This window comes from Pseudoalteromonas sp. OF7H-1 (assembly GCF_022347825.1).
Classification (GTDB): Bacteria; Pseudomonadota; Gammaproteobacteria; order Enterobacterales; family Alteromonadaceae; genus Pseudoalteromonas; species Pseudoalteromonas maricaloris.
On the sequence record NZ_JAKRFX010000019.1, the window covers coordinates 52,863 to 75,469 of the forward strand.

General features: G+C 43.7%; 23 protein-coding genes. 14 read left to right on the forward strand and 9 right to left on the reverse strand.

What is annotated here, in order from left to right:
• Positions 1-613 precede the first annotated feature (613 nt).
• Complete coding sequence (locus MHN30_RS19595) at positions 614-1,183, forward strand: YceI family protein (protein ID WP_069018828.1); 570 nt, start codon at positions 614-616, stop codon at positions 1,181-1,183.
• Positions 1,170-1,700, forward strand: a complete 531-nt coding sequence (locus MHN30_RS19600; protein WP_130163358.1) for a DUF1285 domain-containing protein — start codon at positions 1,170-1,172, stop codon at positions 1,698-1,700. Before MHN30_RS19595 ends, MHN30_RS19600 begins: the two co-directional genes overlap by 14 nt.
• Positions 1,701-1,726: 26 nt before the next feature.
• On the opposite strand, the gene yihA is transcribed toward MHN30_RS19600, so the two are convergent.
• Positions 1,727-2,365, reverse strand: coding sequence for a ribosome biogenesis GTP-binding protein YihA/YsxC (gene yihA / locus MHN30_RS19605; RefSeq protein ID WP_017219189.1), 639 nt, complete (start codon positions 2,363-2,365; stop codon positions 1,727-1,729).
• Positions 2,366-2,818: 453 nt separating this feature from the next.
• Between yihA and MHN30_RS19610 the strand changes: the two genes are divergently transcribed.
• The 4 genes from MHN30_RS19610 to MHN30_RS19625 all read left to right on the forward strand — a co-directional run bounded on the left by MHN30_RS19610 (position 2,819) and on the right by MHN30_RS19625 (position 5,868).
• On the forward strand, positions 2,819-3,451 hold the full coding sequence (locus tag MHN30_RS19610; RefSeq protein ID WP_039494612.1) for a c-type cytochrome: 633 nt from the start codon (positions 2,819-2,821) through the stop codon (positions 3,449-3,451).
• 636 nt (positions 3,452-4,087) lie between these two features.
• A complete protein-coding gene (locus tag MHN30_RS19615) occupies positions 4,088-4,741 on the forward strand; it encodes a class I SAM-dependent methyltransferase (RefSeq protein WP_239360841.1) in 654 nt (217 codons plus the stop codon).
• Between the two features lie 24 nt (positions 4,742-4,765).
• Complete coding sequence (yihI, locus tag MHN30_RS19620; protein ID WP_010607784.1) at positions 4,766-5,353, forward strand: Der GTPase-activating protein YihI; 588 nt, start codon at positions 4,766-4,768, stop codon at positions 5,351-5,353.
• The gene (locus tag MHN30_RS19625) at positions 5,353-5,868 is read left to right on the forward strand and encodes a DUF2489 domain-containing protein (RefSeq protein WP_010376294.1); all 516 of its coding nucleotides are present in this window, start codon (positions 5,353-5,355) and stop codon (positions 5,866-5,868) included. Before yihI ends, MHN30_RS19625 begins: the two co-directional genes overlap by 1 nt.
• Positions 5,869-6,025: 157 nt before the next feature.
• Here MHN30_RS19625 and MHN30_RS19630 read toward each other — a convergent pair whose 3' ends face one another.
• Complete coding sequence (locus MHN30_RS19630) at positions 6,026-6,712, reverse strand: 4'-phosphopantetheinyl transferase superfamily protein (protein WP_130125744.1); 687 nt, start codon at positions 6,710-6,712, stop codon at positions 6,026-6,028.
• Positions 6,713-6,833: 121 nt separating this feature from the next.
• The gene (locus MHN30_RS19635) at positions 6,834-7,400 is read right to left on the reverse strand and encodes an NAD(P)H-dependent oxidoreductase (RefSeq protein ID WP_130125745.1); all 567 of its coding nucleotides are present in this window, start codon (positions 7,398-7,400) and stop codon (positions 6,834-6,836) included.
• Positions 7,401-7,507: 107 nt separating this feature from the next.
• On the opposite strand from MHN30_RS19635, the gene MHN30_RS19640 reads away from it, so the two are divergent.
• Complete coding sequence (locus tag MHN30_RS19640) at positions 7,508-8,395, forward strand: LysR family transcriptional regulator (RefSeq protein WP_010376285.1); 888 nt, start codon at positions 7,508-7,510, stop codon at positions 8,393-8,395.
• 23 nt (positions 8,396-8,418) lie between these two features.
• Here MHN30_RS19640 and MHN30_RS19645 read toward each other — a convergent pair whose 3' ends face one another.
• The 4 genes from MHN30_RS19645 to MHN30_RS19660 all read right to left on the reverse strand — a co-directional run bounded on the left by MHN30_RS19645 (position 8,419) and on the right by MHN30_RS19660 (position 11,877).
• Complete coding sequence (locus MHN30_RS19645) at positions 8,419-8,805, reverse strand: hypothetical protein (RefSeq protein ID WP_130163362.1); 387 nt, start codon at positions 8,803-8,805, stop codon at positions 8,419-8,421.
• Positions 8,805-10,397: a S41 family peptidase gene (locus MHN30_RS19650; RefSeq protein WP_130163363.1), complete on the reverse strand. Its 1,593-nt coding sequence runs from the start codon at positions 10,395-10,397 to the stop codon at positions 8,805-8,807. Before MHN30_RS19650 ends, MHN30_RS19645 begins: the two co-directional genes overlap by 1 nt.
• 63 nt (positions 10,398-10,460) lie before the next feature.
• The gene (locus MHN30_RS19655) at positions 10,461-11,081 is read right to left on the reverse strand and encodes an endonuclease (RefSeq protein WP_069018820.1); all 621 of its coding nucleotides are present in this window, start codon (positions 11,079-11,081) and stop codon (positions 10,461-10,463) included.
• 85 nt (positions 11,082-11,166) lie between these two features.
• Entirely contained in the window at positions 11,167-11,877 is a 711-nt protein-coding gene (locus MHN30_RS19660) for a hypothetical protein (RefSeq protein WP_239360866.1), read from the reverse strand.
• Between the two features lie 155 nt (positions 11,878-12,032).
• Here MHN30_RS19660 and MHN30_RS19665 point away from each other — a divergent pair, with 155 nt between their 5' ends.
• Positions 12,033-12,413 (forward strand): hypothetical protein, encoded by a 381-nt coding sequence (locus tag MHN30_RS19665; protein WP_010376275.1) that lies wholly within the window; start codon positions 12,033-12,035, stop codon positions 12,411-12,413.
• Between the two features lie 118 nt (positions 12,414-12,531).
• Positions 12,532-13,701 carry a DUF3103 family protein gene (locus MHN30_RS19670; protein ID WP_239360842.1) on the forward strand — a complete coding sequence of 390 codons (1,170 nt, stop codon included), beginning with the start codon at positions 12,532-12,534 and terminating at the stop codon, positions 13,699-13,701.
• A 58-nt stretch (positions 13,702-13,759) separates the two neighbouring features.
• Here the strand turns inward: MHN30_RS19670 and MHN30_RS19675 are convergent, their stop codons facing one another.
• Positions 13,760-15,370, reverse strand: a complete 1,611-nt coding sequence (locus tag MHN30_RS19675; protein WP_045990439.1) for an endonuclease — start codon at positions 15,368-15,370, stop codon at positions 13,760-13,762.
• A gap of 300 nt (positions 15,371-15,670) precedes the next feature.
• Here MHN30_RS19675 and MHN30_RS19680 point away from each other — a divergent pair, with 300 nt between their 5' ends.
• The 5 genes from MHN30_RS19680 (at position 15,671) to MHN30_RS19700 (ending at position 21,458) form a co-directional block, all read left to right on the forward strand.
• Positions 15,671-17,488 (forward strand): assimilatory sulfite reductase (NADPH) flavoprotein subunit, encoded by a 1,818-nt coding sequence (locus tag MHN30_RS19680; protein WP_239360868.1) that lies wholly within the window; start codon positions 15,671-15,673, stop codon positions 17,486-17,488.
• Between the two features lie 44 nt (positions 17,489-17,532).
• A complete protein-coding gene (gene cysI, locus MHN30_RS19685) occupies positions 17,533-19,254 on the forward strand; it encodes an assimilatory sulfite reductase (NADPH) hemoprotein subunit (RefSeq protein WP_045990441.1) in 1,722 nt (573 codons plus the stop codon).
• A 38-nt stretch (positions 19,255-19,292) separates the two neighbouring features.
• On the forward strand, positions 19,293-20,033 hold the full coding sequence (locus tag MHN30_RS19690) for a phosphoadenylyl-sulfate reductase (RefSeq protein WP_039494589.1): 741 nt from the start codon (positions 19,293-19,295) through the stop codon (positions 20,031-20,033).
• 104 nt (positions 20,034-20,137) lie between these two features.
• A complete protein-coding gene (locus MHN30_RS19695) occupies positions 20,138-20,905 on the forward strand; it encodes an amino acid ABC transporter substrate-binding protein (protein ID WP_239360843.1) in 768 nt (255 codons plus the stop codon).
• A 13-nt stretch (positions 20,906-20,918) separates the two neighbouring features.
• A complete protein-coding gene (locus MHN30_RS19700; RefSeq protein ID WP_239360844.1) occupies positions 20,919-21,458 on the forward strand; it encodes a DUF4124 domain-containing protein in 540 nt (179 codons plus the stop codon).
• Here the strand turns inward: MHN30_RS19700 and MHN30_RS19705 are convergent.
• Positions 21,455-22,540 (reverse strand): NAD(P)/FAD-dependent oxidoreductase, encoded by a 1,086-nt coding sequence (locus MHN30_RS19705; RefSeq protein WP_239360845.1) that lies wholly within the window; start codon positions 22,538-22,540, stop codon positions 21,455-21,457. The genes MHN30_RS19700 and MHN30_RS19705 overlap by 4 nt on opposite strands.
• Between the last annotated feature and the right edge of the window lie 67 nt (positions 22,541-22,607).

Below are 22,607 nucleotides of genomic sequence, written 5' to 3' on the forward strand. Positions count from 1 at the left end.
CGATATTAAAATCTACCCGAGTTGCACTATTCGATTAGACTAGTGCAACTTCATTCATGTTTGTTTGCAAGTATACACTAGCAGCATAGCGTCTTAATTTTGTAGCTCCTGTTAATCCCTAGTAACAAAAAACAAATTAACGTTGAAAGTTTATCAAATTGGCTCAAGTTTTGCTTTTTGGTGTTTATTTCTGGACGTCTATTTGTTAGAGTTCGCGCCGTCCTCATCCTGTAGGACATCCTGTTGATGATGTATCTCTCGAAAGAGGATACAGTGTATTGATAGCTTCTCCCCAGATTGCTATAGCGGCTCGTAACTTTTACGGGCCGTCTTTTTCTCTTTCCTCAAAGATGATACCAATTGAGGTAACTCCCCAATCAATGTACAGGTGAAACCACTATTCGCTTCGTTAAAAATTTTTCGTCTAGGATAACTAGAACACAAAATTTTTGCTTGGCTACTAAAGCTATTTTTCCACTGTAAAATGAATACCATGGGCGTAAAAGTATTCCAACATAACGACAAGTTTATGATTAAAGGTTTATTTAATTTGCACTGCGCTTTACACTGAGCGCTCAAATGCAATTCACTCTCATTTCATAAGGAAGTCGTCATGCTAAAGTACCTTCTTTTAGGTAGTGCACTTATTTCTTCTCAGGCGTTCGCAGCTTGGCAATTTAATCAACAACAAAGCGATGTTAGTTTTGTGTCTGTGAAACAGACTAGCGTTGCAGAAGTACATCATTTTAAAACGATAGATGGTACATTATCTGCTAAAGGTGAGCTTGAGGTTAATATTGACCTGGCAAGCGTTGAAACGATGATCCCGATCCGTAATGAACGCATGCAAAAGATGCTGTTCAATGTCGCGCAACACCCAAAGGCGAAAGTTAACGCTGATGTTTCTGAAGTGCTTGCTAAACTTAAAGCTGGTACACAAAAAATCAATGATGTAACAGCAACATTGACACTGCATGGTCAGATCCAAAAGATCAGCCTAGACTTATTAATAACGAAAAGTGCTAATGGCTTGGTGGTTACACCGGTAAATGCATTTATTCTCGATTCTAAGCAGTTTGGGTTAGATAAAGGGATTGAAGCGCTACGAGAAATCGCGGGTCTGAAGACTATTGCGACTAGCGTGCCTGTTAGCTTCAACTTGGTTTTTGATGAACAAAATTGATGCGTTAATCAAACAGTATGTTACGACTCATGCGCCGACCGAAAATTGGTCGGCGCCGTCGTGCGGTTTTTCTGACATCAAAATTGCAGCGGATGGTCGTTGGTTTCATCAAGGGCGTGAAATTAAACGGCAATCGCTAGTTGCCTTGTTTGCTAGTGTTTTAACCTTTGATGGTCAACAGTATTGGTTAAAAACACCTGCAGAAAGTTGTGAGATAGAGGTGCTTGCTCATCCTTTTATCATCGAGCAATGGCGCTATTGTGATGAAGCATCAGCTTTGGAGTTATCACCGTGTATTATCGCGATAGATAATTTAGGCCGTGAATGGCCCATTTGTGGTGTGTTTCCATTAGCGCTTGAGCATGTTAATGGGGGAGATATTCCATTTCTCACACTCAATTATGGTTTAACCGCTAGAATTTCACGAAATGTCTATTATCAGTGGGCTGAATTGCTCGAGGAAGATGAAAAAGGCTTTTATCTGATGTCGGCAAAGACGCGCTTTTATCTTAGCTAAGCGCGCCCTACGTTAGCGAATTGGTATTACTCGCTTGCTTCCTCTTGAGCTTCTTTGACAAACGGACCTAAGTACCAATCATCCAGTTTCCACGCTAATTCGTTTAATCCAATGCCTTTCAAAGAAGAAAACGCGTGAACTGTGATATCACCGTCTATTTCAGATAGCGCACGACGTACTTGTAGTACTTCCGCTTTGCGCTTACCTTGTTTTAGCTTATCGGCTTTGGTCAACAACGCCAATACCGGTATATTGCTGCCAGTCGCCCAGTTGATGAGATCCATATCGAGATCTTTAAGAGGGTGACGAATATCCATTAATACCACAATCCCTTTAAGACATTTGCGGCGTTGTAAATATTCACCTAATGCCTTTTGCCATTTCTTTTTCATCTCTAATGGGACTTTTGCAAAGCCATAGCCAGGTAAATCAATCAAACGCTGATCTTCGCCTAGAGAAAAAGTATTAATAAGCTGAGTCCGGCCAGGTGTTTTACTGGTGCGTGCCAGCTTTTGGTCTGTAAGCGTATTGAGCGCGCTCGACTTACCAGCGTTAGAACGACCCGCAAAAGCAACTTCAATTCCAGTGTCTGGTGGCAGTTTACTGATATCTGGGGCACTTGTGATAAATTGTGCCTGATTGTATTTAACGCGAGATTTTAGCACGCTGACTCCTAACTGATTAAACTTTCGCGGATGGAATTGCGTATTTTATAACAGTATGACGGAAACCAAAAGCATTGTGAGGTTTGTTCTAAATGCCGCTTTTGTTGCTAATTGGCCGAAGCGTCGTCCCAATATTAATTAATCTAGGTCAAGTCCCTATAAATTATAAGCTTAATATGGGCAGAAAACGTGCCAGAGAAAGTAATATCGTGTAGAATGTAGAAATTGCAATGTCAATCTAAAGTGTATACCTATCAGTAGTCACTACTGAGCAAGGCGTATTTAGATGGATCGGTGCTGTTTGGCGTTATATTTGCTAAGTTTGCATGTATGATTCATCTGATTAACATAACAACCTAATTAGTACTGATTGGTATTATTTGCCCGAGCAATAAAGAGAGCGACTTTATTTGCTAGGGTACAAATTACAGGGTCGGAAACAGAGAATTTACCATGAAAAAAATAGCATTAACTTTAACAATGTTGCTTGGTACGTTGTCAGCAAGCAACGCATCGGCATTCGATGGTGACGCGGAAGCAGGTAAAGCAAAGTCTGCAACGTGTGCAGCATGTCACGGTCCAGATGGCAATGCCCCTGTGACTATGTATCCTAAAATCGCAGGTCAGCATGCAGATTATATCTATAAGCAACTACAAGAGTTCAAGCTAGGTATGACGTCTGGTGGTAAAGAAGGGCGTATGGATCCTGTGATGAGTGGTATGGCTATGCCGCTGTCAGATCAAGATATGAAAGATTTAGCCGCCTATTTCTCTTCTTTATCTATGTCTGCTGGTTCAACGCCGGAAGATGTTGTTGCTGTAGGTCAGAAGCTATATAAAGCCGGTGATGCTGAGCGTGGTATTCCAGCTTGCGCTGCGTGTCACGGTCCTCGTGGTAACGGTACTTCTTTAGCTAAGTTCCCTAAAGTGTCATTCCAGCACCCTGAGTACATCAAATCACAGCTTGAGAAGTTCCGTGATGGCACTCGTAACAACGACATGAATGGTATGATGCGTGATATCGCGCAGAAGCTTACAGACAAAGACATCGAAGTATTATCTAAGTACTTAGGTGGTCTACACTAAAGTCGTATAGTGAGTTTACCTCTCTCAGTGTAAACTCTTACTATTGAAAAAAGGGCAGCATAGGCTGCCTTTTTTTGTTGTTGAAATTGTGAGATATATCTTACTTTTAATGTAAGATATTTGCTTGTGCAGCATGTGAGTTTTAGCTTATTTTTAAGCTATTGTTCAGTGTAAGTTTATGTAATTCATCTTTTTTCTGTTTAATTAAAAAAATTAAGGTAAGAAATTTGTTATTAAACAGTTGTAACTCAAACTCAGGAGCGTAGATTATTCGTTGTCGCCAAGCAATACAAAAAAAGGGACAATTCGATACGGAAGCGTAGGTGGCAAAGTTATGTATCTAGTTGGATACGAAGGACTATCAAGAAAGCGTCAGGAAGACCGAGAATAAGAAAATCACGGAAGTCTCATAATAAAAACAATATGGAAAGTGTCACGGAAGTCTAAAATAAAAACAATACGGACGACAATAAAATAAAAAGAATAATAATAAGACTTAAAAGTCGAAGGGAGAAGTGTCCAGTTGTGACGCTCAGATTAGTAGGCGGTAGAGAGTGATCTCTGCCGCCTTTTTATTTGGTTGCCTCTATTATACCTGATACAATAGCCGCCTTATTAAGCAATCACTGTTGACCATTGCAAGATTCAACTCTATTCAGTTGTGGCCTGTGCCAAGGTAATCAGCTTGAAGCCTACCATCAAGACAAGTATCGACTGTACTGGCAATGTCAAACCTGCCAGTTGGTGATGGTTGATCCCAAGTCGAGATTAACACCAGCTCAAGAAAAGGCCATTTATGATAGCCATGAAAACGATCTGGCCGATGAAGGCTATCGTCGCTTTCTAGCACGAGTGGCGGCTCCACTGTTGGCACGTTTGGCGACACCAAGCCATGGCTTAGATTTTGGCTGTGGGCCTGGCCCGCTGCTTGCGAAAATGCTTGAGGAAGCAGGGCATCAGGTGGCTTTGTTTGACCTGTACTATGCTAATGATGCCAGTGTACTGACTCGTCAGTACGACTTTATCGTCAGCACAGAAGTGGTGGAACATTTAGCAGAACCTGCAAAAGTACTAACGCAATTGTTAGCATGCTTAAAAGTGGGAAAGCCGCTGGCATTGATGACCAAGCTCGTCATTGATAAATCACGCTTTGCGAGTTGGCACTATAAAAATGACCTAACGCATATTTCATTTTTTAGCCGGGAAAGCTTTGCGTATTTTGCCGCGCAGCAGGATTGTGAATTAGAATTTATTGGGAATGATGTCATCATTCTCACCAAGCGTAGTTAACGCGAGAATTTTGGATAACCAATTATGACCAGAAAGAAAAAGACACGTAAAGTTGCAGCCAATGGAACACCAAGGCTGAGTAAAGAAAAGCTCCAAGCGTTACGTGCGCTCAAAGAGCAGCGTAGCAAAAAAACCAAGGGTAAAAAGCCGGGTTCTAGAAATGCACCAGAGATCTTAGTGAAAGAGCAATCAAACACGACGACCAATAAAGATCCGCGTGTTGGTAGCAAAAAGCCCATTTCTTTGGTCGCAGAGCCACAACCGACTAAGTCGAATACACAGCCAGAGATGAAGCGCCATCTACAGCCGCAAGTTAAGTTAACTACAGCGGTAGAGACGTTAACTCCAGAGCAAGAGCTAGAGCAGTTAGAAAATGACGAACGCTTGATGGCGCTACTTGAACGCCATGAACGCGGTGAACTGCTAACAGGTAAAGATGCGAAATACTTCAATCGCGGCATTGCACGTCATCAGGAGCTATGTGAGATCTTAGGAATTGATGATGAGTTTGAAGAAGGCGATATGCTAGAAGATGATCCAATGGATCAGTTTATGAGTAATGATCTAGCAAATGAATGGTTAGACGACGACTTTGAGGAAGATGATAAGTAATGAATACTGCATGGATCATCGCAATCATTATTGGTGCCCTGATTATTGCTGGACTGGCGTTTTACGCGGGTAAATTACTATGGCAACTGAAGGTGCAAAAAGAGCAGATTGCCAAACATCGCGAGCAAAAGGCTGCTGAGCTTGAAAAGTCACGGCAGCAGCGCAATGGAAAAATTGCGGATAGCGTTAACTTGATCGCGCGTGCGATGAAGGAAAAACAATGTGAATATTCTGAAGGGTGTTTACGAGTTTGGGTACTCATCTCGCAATATAGCTTTGACGAGGAAGTTGACTTACAACAAAGTTATCCTGGTGTTTATCAGATGTATGATGAAGTCAAAGAAATGCCAACTCATGACGCGCGTAAGAAGTATTCTAAAAAAGAGATTTTCAAAATGGATAGCCAGCGTTGGCGTGCTGAAGAGCGCCTAGAAGCAGAGATCTTACAGGACTGTGAAAAGCTGATAGCGCGCTTTAAAGCGGCTGCTGGCAGTGAAAATGTTGTGTTTCAGTAAGTTGGCTTTGGAAAACGGCTAAGTGAATCTTTATCCAAACTTCAGATTAAACGCCCCAAGTGGGCGTTTTTTAGTTCTAAATGAGAAGTTTTTAACCCAGTTAGGGTCAGGTTTACTCCTTCAAGTTGAGTAAGTATTAAGTCAAATAGGCATGAGTTTACTGTGTGATGTATTCACATTCGGTCAGCACTAAAGCGTCTTTACATTGGTAATATACTTCCACTTGTTTTCCTTCGCCTAAATCCTTGTGTAGCGTTTCCATCAAAGTGAAAATAAGTTTCTTGTCATCAAACTGAGTCAGCTTGACGGCATCAAAGCCAAAGAACTTTTGCACCGTGCTATAAAGTGCCTTAAATATGCTTTCTTTGGCCGAGAAAATAACAGTCAACGGGCAGTGCACTTGCTCGCCGAACAGTGTAAAAATTTCAGCTTCTTCAGGATGTAAAATTTGTCGTTGTAGTTCGACTTCCTGCTTCGGTTTCATATCTCTTTCGATATCAATGCCTAAGCCTTTCACGGCGATATCATCGGTAGCAATCGCAGCCGCGATCCCTCGAGTATGCGTAATACTGGCAACAATATTAGCAGGCCAGATAGGCGCCCGATCGGAGCCGTTAAGTAGCGTAAAGTCACCTTGTCCAAATTGCGCTAGGCAGGTCTTGGCACATATCCGTCCCGCTAAAAACTCGGCTCGCCTTTTCGCCACTGCTTTATCTAGTGAAGCGGGCAGGAGTATATTTTGCTGTTCAAAGGAAAGCGCGTCAAAGCTGTCAGGATCAAACTGAATGCAATGAAAATGGTGTGAGAGGTAGGGGGTAAATAGGTGACTCTGAGTGCTTTGCAAAGCTGACTCCCGTTATTCGTATCCATTATTACAAGGCTGATATAGCGCCTCTAATTCGCTTTGGACGCTTAGTGTGCATGAGCTAAGCGTCCATAGCAAGATATGAACGAGAGATTGAAAGTTATTTTAGCTTACTTGCAACTGACACCAGTTGCAGAGCGAGGCTTGATACTTTTTCAGCAAGTTCTAGGTCTTTAATTTTACCTTGGTCATCAAATACATTAAATGCGCTAGGTACAGCCAATTGGTCTGCGAGGACTAAACTGCCAATGCCAGACAACACATCACGGACATGGTTTAGGCCACGTAATCCACCTAAGCCGCCTGGTGAGGCTGCATAGAGTGCCACTACTTTGTTTCTAAATGCTGGCACTGCACCTTGTTCTGTTCTAGAAGCCCAATCTATTGCGTTCTTGAGCACCGCAGTGAAGGAGCCGTTGTATTCTGGGCTTGCTAATAGAATACCATCGGCATCGCGTAGCTTGTCTTTTAAAAGTTGAGCACCTTTTGGTGTGCCTTGTGCTTCAAGATCCTCATCGAACATTGGAATATCTAAATCTTGTAACTTGATCACTTCTACTTCTGCGCCACTTTCTAGTGCAAAGTTTGCCGCGGCTTGGATGAGTAATTGGTTGTAGCTGTCTTTTCTTAAACTGCCTGCTAGTGCGATAATTTTTGCTGTAGTCATCTTGCTGATACCTTATTTTGTTTCGTTAAAGTGATAGTAGCAAAATTTTACTTGCACAAAACCGAAATAAACGCAAAGCTTGTGTGCATATATGCACAGAGGTGGTTATGGATAAATTCACAGATTGGCAGGATCTTAAGGTCGCTTATACGGTTGCCAAGCTTGGCACCTTATCTGCGGCAGCTGAGCATTTAGAGATCCACCACAGTACGGTACTGAGGCGAATAAATAGCTTAGAAGAAGCATTGGGAACGCGGTTATTTCACCGTCATGCCCGAGGTTATCAGGTAACACAGGCAGGAGAAAAACTACTTGCGACGGCGAGTCAAATAGACGAGCGCTTGATGGAGTTGAGTACTTCTATTGTTGCCTCGGACAGTCAGCTTAGAGGTAAGCTTTTGGTGACAACGGTCAGTGGCTTTATGGATATGCTGTCGGAGCCTTGTTTGACTTTTCAGCAATTACACCCACAGGTACAACTTGAAGTCATTCTCGACCAAAAGCGTTTACGCTTAGATCACGGACAGGCGCATGTTGCGGTGAGGGCAGGGCCAAAGCCCGATGAGCCCGACTACATAGTGCAGCATCTAAATACTTTAGAAGCTGGTTTGTATGCATCTTCAAGCTATATCAAGCGTATGGGGATCCCCAAGACACTTGAAGCGTTACAGGCGCATTACTTTGTCTCTGGTGTGGCCGGATTTAATGCAAGAGTGCCATATTTCGCTTGGGTAGATGAACATATCCCTGAGACGCAAGTAACGCTTAGGGTATCTGAAACGTCAGATGCGTCGCGTGCCATTGTTAATGGTTTAGGTATTGGTGGGCTACAGCACGATGTAGCAAAGCGTTATCCAGATTTACAGCCGGTGTTGCGTGATGAGTTAAAATGGTTAAGCCAAGTTTGGCTAGTTACCCATGTACTGGTTCACCGAACGGCCAAAGTACAGGCATTATGTGACGTGTTAAAGCGCCATTTTGCTAACCTGAACTGAGGTTAAGAGAATTACGGCTGGCGTTATTTTTCCAGCTTTTTGCAGCTAACTTTACTGAGCACGACATAAGTATCTTTTTTCGGATAGTAGAGCACACACTGGGTGTCACGAAGCTGCAAGATGAAACTCTCATAAGCGAGATTATGGGCGCCTAAAATTGGACTGCCATTGCCATCTAGGCTTTGGCCATGCTCAAGCAGTAGTGTTGGACTACGTTGAAAAACGGTACTTGCGAGCGTCGGTGGTACACCGCCTTTGAGTTTTACTATAGCTTGCTTGAGTTGTGATAACACTTCGGGCGAAGAAGCCGAGAGTACAGCTTCATTAACCGAAGTTGCTGCAGGCGCGCTATTGCACGCTTGCAGCAATAAAGCCAAAGCGGTGATTTTCACCGCTTTTAGCAGCGCCATTATTGCGGCTCCTTAGGCTTCATTAAAATTGCATTTTCCCGTAGTGGATAGACTGGGAGCGTAACCGCATGCTCCTTATTTTGATACTGTGGCTGAGCGGTAGGCGCAAATTGCGCTACATCTGGGCAACGACCAGTATCTATATGCGTCAGTGCTGCGGCGAAAAGATCTTCCTCCTGACTGCCTAGCGGTGCTGAGAAGTCATCTGCGACAATACAACCTGGTACTTGTGCGCTTAGACCAATTTCACCGCTGCTTGACGCTCCTGAAGGGGTAAAGCCATCAGCATAAGCATCAAAGCCCTTCGCATTTTCTGAACCAAACTGAATGGTATAGTAAACCGTGCCGCAGTTTTGCGCGGGCACAAAGCCATAGGGCTTACCTCGAGTGGTGCCACCGATCAAAAAGACTTCAACATCAATGCCGCGCAGGCCATTAATTACATTTTCACTGGCAGAGGCTGTGCCTCGTGTCGAGAGGATATAAACTCTAGGTAAGGTTACGGTGGGCAAAGTGGTGGATGTAAACTTGTTTTCAGCCCAGTTAATTGCTCTAGACTCAAATTCTGTTCGTTCTTCTTCAGCAGTACGCTTGTCATTTAAGGTGCTATAAGTGAAGGTTTTGTTTAGGCTGCTGTTGCCCGCAACCATATAGCCTAGTTGCGCTGCCATAATGACGCGACCACCACCGTTGTAACGCATGTCGAGTACCAAGTCGTCTATTTGTTGTGTTTTAAATAGATTAAAGGCTTCAATTAATCCTTCTTGCGCTGTTGGAATAAATTGATTGAACTGCACATATCCAACCTGCTTGCCGCCATAGCTAATGACTTTAGCGTTTTGCACCGGTGAAGTTTCAATATCGACTGAAGTCAGGGTGACTGATTTGTCGTTACCCGCTTTATCTTCAAATACAAAACGATGGGGCTCGCTTTGCTCTGGTGATAGGCCTGCGTTTAGCGCAGCGGTATTATCACTTGAGATAAAATCGACGCCATCTATCGAGAGGATCTTATCTCCACGTACGATCCCTGCATTCGCGGCTGGTGAATTAGGCTCTACTGCGGCGACAGTAAAATTACGTGGTGGTGATGTGGATATGGCCGCCCAACGAATGCCATAACCGGTTGCAACACCCGATTGCGCTTCTTTTTGGAAGCTTTCATAAGATTCGTAGAAATGAAATTGATCTTTGGCATTACCCGACGCAGTCGTTTGGTTTGTTTTTAATTGCTCGAAGTAATCAATAACGGTATCGAATTGTGTTGGGTCGTTATCTAGTACTTCGTCGTACCAAAGGTAGGTTTCGTTGGTAAAAGAGCGGAGCCACATTTTTTCATGCATCGCCGTACCAACCTTATCGGGATAAGGTTGGTTGTTGTTATATTTGTCAGTACCCGTTCTTGGCGAGGCGCAATAGTTAATAAACTGACTTGACGCAGGAAATTGATTAAACGTCCAAGTTGGCGGCTCGGTTTGTCCCGTGTTATTACCTGGGTTATCGGTGCCTAATGAATCGCTACCACCGCCACCACAAGCGGCTAATAACAAGCTCATTGCTGTTGATGCGAAAACTAGAGTAATACGTTGCATCGTATTCACGTTCCTGTTTTAGTTGTATGACTAAAAACTAGCACTGCTTGGGTTATCTCGCAATCACTGTTTCTGCCAAGCCGTGAATAATTTCCGCTGCTGTGAGGAGATTTTTAGTCCGTAGGTTTTTTCCATATAAAAATACGCCTCAGCGATGCGTTTTCTTGCATATTCTGGAGGTTCAATTCGGCGTAATTTAAAGTCTATCTTTACTGGACATGCACCATAATTTGCTTCAGTACTAGGTAACATGCCAAAACGGAAATTAGACCGATCCCCATTAATTTCACCAATCGCTGGAGCAAGATTGTGAATATCTGCTTCCATCCTCCTAAATTGCTCACTGACTTTACGGCAGTGCTTTCTGCCCCCATCTTGCCAGCACTGCAACTGATGTCCAAACTCCCACGCGGGCACGATATGCTCCCACTCAATGCGCTGAGCACGGGCGTTTTCTTTGCCGTTGCGAGTGTAAGGTAACCTCGGGGTATAACCACAACTTGCGGGATCTGGGACCAGCTTTTTGCCTTGCTTTTTGATATTACAATTACAATAAAGCGTGCGGGTATTGTCGGTAACTTGTTGTGATAAATGTTTCTTTGCTTTTGAGAAAGACGTGAATTCTTGAGCGTTAGCCGTTAATACAAATAAGCTAAGCGCTAAGATATAGCAATATCGTGACATAACCTCTCACCAAATGGTGGAATACAGGAAATGTCACTATATCAAAAAAATCATCAATACCAACAAGCGTATACGGTAAACCCCTTTATTTATTCAGTGCAGGGCGACGTTTTCTCCAAGGTGGAGATTGCAATAATAACAATATCCCTGTTAGACAAAAGAGCACACTCGTAGCGGCGAAGGAAATGAGCAAGGGGTTATTAAAATCCTCACGTTCGTCGTAATCCATAATGTGTAACATCCAAAAAAAATCAAAGATGCGCCACAACGTGCTACGAACCGTCACAACTTCACCGCTGGTTGCGCTAAGATACAGGGTAGTGGAGAGGATATCGTTATACTCGACTCGCCAAACATCTTCCTTGTAACCTGCTTCTCTGGGGGCTTTGGCAAGTCGTTCAATTTCGCTCACATCCGCTGCAATTAATAGGTGTTGGTTGGCCTGTTGTATTATTTGCTGTTGATTTGGAGTGGTAAAAGGTGCGCCTGTTATCCCGTTGAAAATAAGCTGCTCATCTTGGTTAAGTTTGATGATGGGAGTATCGAGAAAATGGCTGAACTGAATTTGGCGCACTTGCACCGTGCTTTGTACTAACTGATTGAGATCAGCTTGGTACGCGGCAGTGGGAAAGGGGTTGTCTAAGCTTCTATGCGCTAAGTGTTTACCATGGATCTTTTCCAATGGGATCGCGCTCATGACTAACCCGCCTAATAGCCAAGCAAAGATCTGTAAAAACAGTAAATAGCCAAGGTACTTGTGGAGTTTACGTGCGGGTTTTAGCAGTTTTTTAATCATCACAATATGTTATTCTAGTTGTTCGTGAGTATGATAACTATAACGCACGGTGCTTAGAATGTGACAAATTGTCGCATTGTCCAATAAGTAATGTCCTTATCACACTGATAAATAAGTCATTACTAGATTTAGCTTTACAAGGTAGCTTTTAATACATGTCTGAAATTCAATTTTTAAATGTCGATTTGGAACTGGAGTCAAAGCAGGATATTAGTGCGCTAGTTTCGGATTTAAAGAAAAATGCTATCGTGCTGCATTACGATCAAGATGACTATCGTCAATTGGCTCGCATCGAAGCGAATACCAATGAATTAACCCCTGACAAAGCGATTAACCAATTGTGTGAGTTAATTGAGTCTTGCTCTAAAGCGGCACTTAAGCAATGGCTAGGTTGTACTAAGCGAACTTTTGATATTGGCTTTAACTCAGGCAAGTCACCCAAGTGCTTTTCGCAAGCACTACAGGCCGATACGTTGCTTAGGATCTCTGCAATAGGTGCCGGTATAGAAATTACTATCTACCCAGTAGAAGAATAAAAACTCTAAAAGCTAGATTAAATTGTTTTATATGTTAATCATGTTAATGTGTTGATAATTTATTTTTGTTGTTTTATCTTGTTTATTCCATAACACGGATTATTTCTAGGAACGCAAGATGAAACAACATGTAACCCTCTCTACCCTAATGATAGCCATGCTCGGCGGAATGTCTTTCGCAAGTTCTGCGGCAGACAAGGTTAATCTTAATACCTACAGTTCACTGAAGCAGCTTGATAAATTTAACGCTGCACCAGTTCAAGTTGCTGATATAAAAAAGCAAATTGCGAAAAAATTAGCGCTATCACTTAATCACGTAGGTCCCCAAGTTCAAACTCAACTTAGCCAGTATCAGGATGCAGTTTCACTGGATCAGCTACAAGTTCAGGGGGCAACTAAGCAGCTCATGACAGAAGCGAGCCAGTACACTCGCTCGTTAAAAGGCCTGACTGACTATAGCTCTAATCTATATCAGCTGCGTATTGCTTCTAGCGAAATGCTAACAAAGTGGCAACAAGGTGAAGCGCCATTAATTGCTTTTGCGCCTAAAGGTGATGATAAGCGCTGGCAATATGTCGAGGCCTTTGATGAGCAAGGTCAATTGCATTTACTTGACGCACATACAATGCCAGAGCGACCCGTGCTAATCGTTGAACTTGATAGCAATAAGGTAAAACAAGAAGGCATTCAGGTAATGAAGCAAGTGTTTGCCAAGCAAGGCTTAGCAATGCCATCAACCGCTGTGCAGAGCAACGATGATGCTGAGCCGATTTCAACCAGTGTATTGAAGAAAATCAGACTAAATGACGATGAAGAGCCTTGGGTATCTGGGGCTGCGGAAGTTTACGGCATTGTAACAGGCGTCAACCCATCCCGAGATGAGCCCGTTCTAGATATTGTGGACATGCCATATTTGGACCACGATGGTACGGACTATACGCCTAACCAAATTATCATTCACTGGGAGCGATATCGTTGGCAAGCGGCAGATTTATTGCTGATGGAGCAAGACGACAATACTAACTATCAAGAATTAGCAACAACACTTTTGGATATTGTGACGCAAGTGATGCGCGCTATTCCTGATCCTAATGTTCAAGGCTATGCGATTATCCCGCAACTGACGAATCAATTGATCAAAGCGATGCCAAGCCATTGGTTTACTAACGATGATGACTACGTTGATGTGTTTTACACTTTGTTTGAAGGACAAACTTATAACGGGCATATGGGCGCAAGTGGTAATGCGAAAGTGACGATTGAGCCACTTACAATTAACCCTCGCTAAATATTAGCCAAAATGATGTTATTGAAAAAGGCCAGTTACTGGCCTTTTTTATTTATAGTTACCAAATTGCTTCGACAAACTCTGGATGGTCTACAAATGGATTTCGGTTACCCTGAAATTCATAAGCAGCTTGGTTGCGCGCTTGCTCTAGGGCATCGACAGGATCTTCGTTATGCCATCTTTTTAGCATGTTGACGACCCAAGTTTCGAAGACTTGCTGTTGGGTGCCATTGAGTACCGCATTGCTGTAGCTGGTATTATTTTGCCAATTTGCAATCACATCTTGATAACGCGTTGCCATATAGAAGTAGGCACGAGCAAAATCTCCTTTGAAACTATCAATAGGCTCAAATACGGTACCGCTGTAGTTAATACCAGATGCTGAACCTAAGCGACTACCATTGCTTGAGGTATAAGAAGCGCTTCCTACTTCACCAAATGGATAGTTACTACGCTTAGAATTTACATAACCATCGGAAGCAAAAATATGATGGATATCTGAATTCATCGGTTCTACTTGGCCACCAAACCAAGATTTAGGGAATGAGTGTTCACGATTATAGCAATCGCCCTCGCCGCTGTAACTGCCGCATTGTGATCCGGTAGAGACATAAGTAACACTATCATTTGCCGTTGGCTTTTCAGAGTAGCGATCTAATATACTGTTATCTTTTTCAAAATAGCGGTCGCGCTCGTTCTGATCGATAAAGCTCCAAATAGCAGAATATCCTTGTGATTGGTGGTTACGAATAATCTGGTGTAACTCTGTTTTCAGTGCATAACCGCTCAGTCCAGCAGCAGAGGCATAGTAACCATCACCTGAAGGGGGAGGCGTGGTTGTGCCAAGCGTAAAGGTATGATCTTGACGATTGCTGAACTGGCCGCCGGAAGCGAGCGTTGTACCAGCGTGCGTTAAGGTATACTGGCCATTACCATTGGTGCAACAAATTCCGTCGCCATAGCTGTCTAAAATCGTAAAGGTATAACTACCGTCGTTAAGACATAAGTTTTCATTTACCGATTGATTATTGCTATAGCCACTACCACTAGCAACGGTTGTGTTTGCTGTATTAGTGATTTGCCAGCTTGTTTCGCTACCATAATTATCGGTCATCAAAGCGAGAGTGACACTATTATTTTGACAGCTCTGAGGTGGCTCTGGTGTGGTAGAAGTTGGACCAAAGCCGTCAACGTAGACAGTTTCATTACCGTCAAAACCACTGCCATCGTAAAAACGTAAGCCAACATTAATCGCAGTGGTTGCGGTTGCGGTATAGGTATAGCTAAGTTGTTGCCACTGCCCGACATTGAACTGATCTGAATAGCCATGATAGCCGTCCACCACTAATCGTGCTTTGACGCCACCTTCCGTGTGATAGACCCAAGTGCTAAATTGATAGCTTTTACCTGCTTCAACGTTTACTTGCTGTTGTAAGTCTGTGCTACTTTGTGTTGCAGTAGTTACCTGCACCGCAGCGGCAAGATTACCGTCTTTTATTGGTGTCGTAACCGAGCTAAGTGTGATGCCCGAGTCTATCGTCGTCCATCCACTAGGGACTTGACCGCTCCAGCTCTCGAAACTGCCATTTGTAACTTCTGCAGCAGCGCTTAAGCTGAGTATTGAGCAATAAGAACTGAGTATTAGGTTTATATATTTCCCGTGTTTCATTTTTAGTCTCATTATTATGATTATCTGTATTATTGATTTGTCTGTGTATGACAGTTTGATTTTGCATCAAAACTGTTACGGCAATGTTAAACTTTTTAATGGTTAAATATCGAACTTCTTTTAATCTGTTTTCTTTGGACTTTTCAATCTTCAATAACTAAAAGGAATATAAAAGCAGATTCTATTCTTTTTGATCTCTCAATTTGCCGCGTATGCTTCACGCTAATAAAAGTAGGCTACGCTGCGTGCGAGCCAGTTATGCAATGAGCAAGCAAAACCTTTTGGGTACGGGGATCCATGATGTTGTTAAGTCAACTTAATGCTGCAGCAAGTCCGCTGACACATGAACAACTGCAAAAACTACAAGGCTTAGTTGGAGAGTTAAATCCAATCCAACAGGCATGGGTAAGTGGCTATTTAGCTGCAACCGCAAATTCAGCTGCATTATCAGGTATTGCTGGACAAGCAACAGCGGGCGCTGACGAGTCTGCACCTCTGACTATTTTATTTGGTTCACAAACTGGTAACGCAAAAGGGGTTGCAAACCAAATTAAAGCTCAGGCGGAAGCGCGTGGCTTGACGACTAAGTTGGTCAATATGGCTGACTACAAACCTGCCAACCTGAAGAAAGAGAAGTTCTTAGTGATTGCTGTCTCTACTTACGGTGAGGGTGAGCCACCAGAAGATGCAGAAGCATTGCATGAATTCTTAGCTGGTAAGAAGGCGCCTAAACTGGAAGGTGTAAAGCAAGCTGTGATTGGCCTTGGTGATTCAAGTTATGAATTCTTCTGCCAAACAGCAAAGGATTTTGAAGCGCGCTTGGCTGCCCTTGGCGCTGAAATTGCTGTGCCGCGTGCTGACTTAGATGTGGATTATGAAGCTGAAGCCGAGGCGTGGATCGCACAGGCGCTAGATGCGTTGGAGCCTGCGCTTAAAGCTCAGCAGCAAGTGGGTGGTGGTAATGTTATCAGCATGCCGTTTGGTGCTCCTCAGGCCGCAGCGAGCCAATATACAAAGCAAAACCCATTTGCGGCTGAGCTGAGTGTGGTACAAAAGATCACTGGCAGAAACTCAAGCAAAGATGTGCGTCACATTGAAATTTCCCTTGAAGGCTCTGATATCACTTATCAGCCGGGTGATTCACTTGGCGTGTATTTCTTAAATGACCCACAAGAAGTGGCGGCGGTGATCGATGTCTTAAAAATCGACAAAGCACAAACTGTAAAAATAGGTGAACTCTCGGTTTCATTAGAAACGGCGTTAATTGAACATCTTGAGCTAACACAGTCGTATCCTGGCTTTGTTGAAAAGTATGCGATTGCAACTGGGAATGAGGAACTAAGCGCACTTGCAAACGATAAAGCGGCATTGCGTGCTTATATTGAAGAACGCCAAATCTTCGATGTGATAAAGCAAAACCCTGCCAACATTGAGGCGCAAGCACTAGTTGATTGCTGCCGCAAATTACAAGCGCGCCTGTACTCTATCGCGTCAAGCCAAGCTGAGGTGGAAGATGAGGTGCATTTAACCGTAGGTTTAGTTGAATTTGATACCTTTGGTGAAAAGCATTTTGGCGGCTGCTCAGGTTATTTAGCGAATCGTGCTGAAGAAGGCACGAAAGTGAAAGTATTCAGTGAGCACAACGATAACTTTAGATTACCTGTCGACAATGCCACACCTGTGATCATGGTTGGTCCAGGTACAGGTATAGCACCGTTTAGAGCCTTCTTGCAAGAACGTGAGGCGCGTGACGCTGAGGGTGAAAACTGGCTGTTCTTTGGTAATCCACACTTTACGGAAGATTTCCTTTATCAAGTAGAAATTCAAAAGTATGTAAAGTCGGGTTTATTAACACATGTAGATTTGGCATTTAGTCGTGATCAGGCAGAAAAGATTTACGTGCAAGATAGACTGCGCGAGAAGGGCGAAGCTGTATTTGCATGGCTTGAAAAGGGCGCTCATTTTTATGTCTGTGGTGACGCTAGCAGAATGGCCAAAGATGTACACCAAGCACTTATCGACATCATTAAAACCCATGGAGGGAAAGATGATGAACAAGCTGAGCAATATCTTAAAGCATTGCGTAGCGCAAACCGTTATCAGAAAGACGTTTACTAACGCGTCTTGTTATACCGTCAGCCAATTTTAATGTAGGAAAGACAATGAGCAACTCTGAAATCAAACCGAATAGTAAGCTCGATGCAAACGCAAAGTTTTCTGATAATGAGCGTTTGAAGTCACAAAGTGCCCACTTACGCGGCACAATTTCAACGGATCTGACCGATCAACTAACCGGCGGCTTTACTGCGGATAACTTCCAATTGATCCGTTTCCACGGTATGTATCAGCAAGACGACCGCGATATCCGCCCAGAGCGCACTAAGCAGCGCCTTGAGCCACTGCATAACGTGATGCTCCGCGCTCGTATGCCTGGTGGTATCATTAAACCACATCAGTGGTTGGCGATTGACGAATTTGCAGCGGATAAAACCATGTATGGCAGCATTCGTCTGACAACGCGTCAAACTTTCCAGTTCCACGGTGTATTGAAGCCAAACATCAAAGGGATGCACCAGCTGCTGAATAGCGTAGGTATCGATTCTATTGCGACGGCGGGTGATGTAAATCGCAACGTGTTATGTACAACTAACCCGGTTGAGTCTGAGTTACACCAAGAAGCGTACGAGTGGGCGGCTAAAATTTCAGAGCACTTGCTACCTAAAACCAAAGCTTACGCTGAAATTTGGTTGAACGGTGAAAAAACCGAGACAACGGCAGAGCCGATTCTGGGCGATACGTATTTACCACGCAAGTTCAAAACCACCGTTACTATTCCCCCAAACAATGAAGTCGATGTGCATGCCAATGACCTCAACTTTGTTGCTATCGCAGATGAGGGCAAACTAGTTGGCTTTAACGTGCTTGTGGGTGGTGGTTTGGCGATGACTCATGGTGACGTGAATACCTATCCGCGTAAAGCAGATGACCTTGGCTTTATTCCGCTTGAGCATACGCTTGCCGTTGCTGAGCATGTAGTTTCTGTGCAACGTGACTGGGGTAACCGAGTAAACCGTAAAAATGCAAAAACTAAATATACGCTAGATACATTTGGCACTGAGGCGTTTAAAGCGGAAGTTGAAAACCGTGCCGGTATGACGTTTGAGCCAAGCCGTCCTTATGAATTCACTCACCGTGGCGACCGCTTTGGTTGGGTTGAAGGTATTGATGGTAAGCATCACTTAACGGTGTTTATCGAAAATGGCCGTATTTTAGATTTCCCAGATAAACCACTTAAAACAGGTTGTCGCAAAATTGCAGAGATCCACAAAGGGGATTTCCGCATGACTGCAAACCAAAACTTAATTATTGCTGGAGTTGCAGCTGAGGATAAAGCGCAAATCGAACAAATTGCCCGCGAGCATGGTTTGATAGATAGCAAACATTCAGAACAGCGCAAAAACTCGATGGCGTGTGTATCGCTACCGACGTGTCCACTTGCGATGGCTGAGGCGGAGCGCTATTTACCTGAGCTAGTGACAAAGGTAGAAGGGCTGCTCGCCAAGCACGAGGTTGCTGAAGAGAATATTATCCTTCGTGTAGTTGGCTGCCCTAACGGCTGTGGTCGAGCGATGCTAGCTGAGGTTGGATTTGTGGGTAAAGGACCTGGTAAATACAATATGTATTTAGGTGGTAACCGTGCTGGTACTCGCATTCCTAAGCTGTACTTGGAGAATGTTGGCGAAGACGTATTCCTGCCAGCTCTAGATGAGTTGATTGGTCAGTGGGTCGGTGAGCGCAACGAAGATGAATGTTTTGGTGACTATGTCATCCGCAAAGAAATCGTTGCGGAAGTAAAAGTGTCAAAAACTGATTTCCACGCTTGATTTAGAACGGGCAGCTACGCTGCCTATTGGATGAGAAAATGAGTGATTTTAAGCAAATATTGACTCTGGACAGTGCAACTCAGCAGATGCTACTCGCGGATGCTAATGCCCTACTGAGTGATAAAACTGCCGAGCAGAGAGTGGCTTGGGCACTGGAAAACTTACCGGATACTCACTTTTTGTCTTCTAGTTTCGGTATTCAAGCTGCGGTTATGTTACACCTTTTGACTCAGCAGCAGCCTGATATCCCCGTGGTACTTACCGATACGGGCTATTTGTTTCCTGAGACGTATCAATTTATAGAGTCATTGTCAGAGCGTTTGGCACTCAATCTTAAGATATACCGTGCTAAACAGAGTCCTGCTTGGCAAGAGGCGGTGTATGGTAAGTTATGGGAGCAAGGCGAAGAAGGGATTAAAAAATACAATACCCTAAACAAAGTTGAGCCGATGACTCAAGCGTTACGTGAACTTAGCGCAGGCACTTGGTTCAGTGGCTTACGTCGCCAACAGTCTTCAACGCGTGCGGATAAGCCAATCGTTGAGCTCAGTCGCGGCACGGTCAAGTTTTACCCTATTATTGACTGGCATAATCGTGACGTGTATCAATATCTTACAAAGTTTGATTTGCCTTATCACCCGCTCTGGGAACAAGGTTATGTTTCTATGGGGGATGTTCACACCACCCGTAAGCTTGAACCTGGTATGACAGAGGAAGAAACACGCTTCTTCGGTCTAAATCGTGAGTGTGGGTTGCATATTGATGGTGATGGTATTTAGATCCGCAATGTTCATTTAGTAGATTTGAGTATGGCTGGTTTTTTGACTTGGAAATTCCCAGCGATCGGTCATACTTAGTCTATTATTTGTTCAAGGTCTTGGAGGTGGCTTTGATCTACTTTCCAAAGACGATGTTATTATTGCTACTTGGTTGTACCTTGTCTTTTGCTGGCCACGCTAAAACAGCGGAAGAAAGCAAAACGTTTATCAACTTTGCAGTGCAGTATTATCCTCCCTTTATTATCGAACATGCCCAAGAGCAGGGTGTGCTTATCGATATTTTCGAGCTGTTTGCAGCACAATATCATTACCAACCAAATTACCCTGTTTATCCAGAAAAGCGTTCGTCTGTAGAGATCGAGCGAGGGAATGTGGATGTGCGGATGGAGTCTGAACATTGGTATCGTGGCACAATGCAAATGTGTTGGAGCGCGCCAATTTACACAATTGAAGATGTCTTTGTTACACACAAGCAGGCTGAACAATTTGATGTCAACGGCTTAAATGAGCATCTATTTTTAGGTCGATTTGGTTACACTTATCCTCAGTTAGAGCCGTATTTTGACAGTAATTTGCTGCAGCGCAAAGACTACTACTCAGAGTTTGATATCTTATCCGTGCTTGCAGGCGGAAGTGACAAAAGTCTCGCTTTTTCTATTGTTGGCGAACCAACACTGCGTTGGTTACAGCTGAAATATCCAGTATTAAAAAGTACTATCAGCGTGCGCGGCGTTTCTGATGTGGCGCCGTTACAATTGCAGTTTGGTCGCACTCAAAGAGCGAAAAAGTTGTGTGATGACTTCAATCACTTTTATGCTGACTTTAAAAAAACGGAGCAATTTAAGCAGATACTGTTAAAGTATGGGCTCTAAGGAAAGTCAGAGTATGAAGATGAAAGCCGCAAGTTACTTGATGATTATGATAATGCTGGTGGCGTTAGCCAGTTTGTTTGTATTGAAGCGCCCTGATGGCAAGCCATGGTTAAATGTAAATTCGTTGACCAACAAGGTTGAGCAGCAGGTAACAGAATTAACGGTTCAAGGTGCGACAGTGCTTGATAAAGTGAAAACCCACACGAAGGAGCTTGTGAGTGATGACACTCAGCAACCAACGTCTGGGGTGCAAGTGTATCGTTGGCGCGACGCCAAGGGACAATGGCATTACTCAGATAAACCCAATCCAAACGGCGAGTCGCAGCACTATCAATTAGACGAGCGCAAAATTACCGTGATAGCAGCCGAAGACACAAGCATTCTGAATAAACAGCCAGAGCAAGCCGTAAGTAAAGAAGCTGCTTCGGCATTACCAACGGCATTAAATCCAAAAGCGGTAAAACAGGTGATGGAAGATGCGAAAAACATTCAGCAGCTGATGGATGATAGAACGAAACAGCTTGAAAAGGCACTGGAGGAAAACCAGCGCTAAAGTCGTTGTTCAATATATTCTGCAATGGCGAGACTTGCGGTCAATCCCGGTGACTCAATCGCCATTAAGTTAACAAAGCCTGATATTCCATGGGTTGCCTCGAACTGAATTACAAAGTCACTTTGCTTTTCTTTGCTTAATTTTGGTCTTATCCCAGTGTAATCCGCTGTCAGTCTATTCTCATCCAGAGCCGGCCAGTATCGCTTTATTGCGGTGACAAAGCGCGCTTTTTGGGAGTCATCAAACTGATAATCAATGTTTTCAATATAGTCGGTATCAGGGCCAAACTTGAGTTGCCCAGCTAAATCTAATGTCGCGTGTACGCCCAATCCATGCGTGTTAGGTAGAGGGTAGATGAGCTGTTGAAAAGGGTGCTTACCTTGATAGCGATAGTAACGGCCACGACAATAATAGGCGATGGCTTTGTCGCTATCATCGGTAATTTTATTGAGTACATCGGGGGCGTTCAGCCCAGCGCTGTTTATCAGCTGGCTACAGCCCATTTCGAACTGCTCGCCATCGCAGCGCATCGCAACAATAAAATCACTGCCTAATTGCTGTGCGTGCATAAACTCACTTTGCGTTGCAACAATCCCCCCATTACTTTCAATCTCAGCGATGAGTGACAGCATAAATTGGTGGCTGTCTACAATACCGGTGGAGGGAGAGAATAGTGCGTTATGTATTTTCAAATAGCTGAGCTGTTGTTTGATAGTTTTGGATGAAGCGAAGTCAATATCTGTGACAGAGTTAGCATGGGCACGAGCCTTAATTTGTTCTAGGCTTTGCGCTTCCTCTTCGTTTGTCGCAACAATGAATTTACCGAGTCGCTGAAAGGGGATGTTTAGCTGTTCACAGTGTGTGTAAAGGAGTGCTTTTCCTCGCACGCAGAGCTGGTGCTTTAAGCTACCATAAGGGTAGTAAATGCCGGCATGGATCACTTCACTATTACGGCTACTCGTATGCTCACCTACACGAGATTCTTTATCGATAACAATAACGCTGCGGCTCTGGCTGAGTTTTGCTGCTATCGCTAAGCCTACAACGCCAGCGCCAATAATTAGGGTGTCGACCTTTTCCACAAACTAAGTACCTTCATAAACCTAGACGCTCAGGGTGCAGTAAAAGCAACCCAATATCAAGCTGGTA

Coding starts and splice junctions, on each gene's coding strand:
- MHN30_RS19595 (WP_069018828.1), top strand. CDS start 614: ATGCTAAAGTACCTTCTTTTAGGTAGTGCACTTATTTCTTCTCAGGCG.
- MHN30_RS19600 (WP_130163358.1), top strand. CDS start 1,170: ATGAACAAAATTGATGCGTTAATCAAACAGTATGTTACGACTCATGCG.
- MHN30_RS19610 (WP_039494612.1), top strand. CDS start 2,819: ATGAAAAAAATAGCATTAACTTTAACAATGTTGCTTGGTACGTTGTCA.
- yihI (WP_010607784.1), top strand. CDS start 4,766: ATGACCAGAAAGAAAAAGACACGTAAAGTTGCAGCCAATGGAACACCA.
- MHN30_RS19625 (WP_010376294.1), top strand. CDS start 5,353: ATGAATACTGCATGGATCATCGCAATCATTATTGGTGCCCTGATTATT.
- MHN30_RS19635 (WP_130125745.1), bottom strand. CDS start 7,400: ATGACTACAGCAAAAATTATCGCACTAGCAGGCAGTTTAAGAAAAGAC.
- MHN30_RS19640 (WP_010376285.1), top strand. CDS start 7,508: ATGGATAAATTCACAGATTGGCAGGATCTTAAGGTCGCTTATACGGTT.
- MHN30_RS19645 (WP_130163362.1), bottom strand. CDS start 8,805: ATGGCGCTGCTAAAAGCGGTGAAAATCACCGCTTTGGCTTTATTGCTG.
- MHN30_RS19650 (WP_130163363.1), bottom strand. CDS start 10,397: ATGCAACGTATTACTCTAGTTTTCGCATCAACAGCAATGAGCTTGTTA.
- MHN30_RS19655 (WP_069018820.1), bottom strand. CDS start 11,081: ATGTCACGATATTGCTATATCTTAGCGCTTAGCTTATTTGTATTAACG.
- MHN30_RS19660 (WP_239360866.1), bottom strand. CDS start 11,877: ATGATTAAAAAACTGCTAAAACCCGCACGTAAACTCCACAAGTACCTT.
- MHN30_RS19665 (WP_010376275.1), top strand. CDS start 12,033: ATGTCTGAAATTCAATTTTTAAATGTCGATTTGGAACTGGAGTCAAAG.
- MHN30_RS19670 (WP_239360842.1), top strand. CDS start 12,532: ATGAAACAACATGTAACCCTCTCTACCCTAATGATAGCCATGCTCGGC.
- MHN30_RS19675 (WP_045990439.1), bottom strand. CDS start 15,370: ATGAAACACGGGAAATATATAAACCTAATACTCAGTTCTTATTGCTCA.
- MHN30_RS19680 (WP_239360868.1), top strand. CDS start 15,671: ATGTTGTTAAGTCAACTTAATGCTGCAGCAAGTCCGCTGACACATGAA.
- cysI (WP_045990441.1), top strand. CDS start 17,533: ATGAGCAACTCTGAAATCAAACCGAATAGTAAGCTCGATGCAAACGCA.
- MHN30_RS19690 (WP_039494589.1), top strand. CDS start 19,293: ATGAGTGATTTTAAGCAAATATTGACTCTGGACAGTGCAACTCAGCAG.
- MHN30_RS19700 (WP_239360844.1), top strand. CDS start 20,919: ATGAAGATGAAAGCCGCAAGTTACTTGATGATTATGATAATGCTGGTG.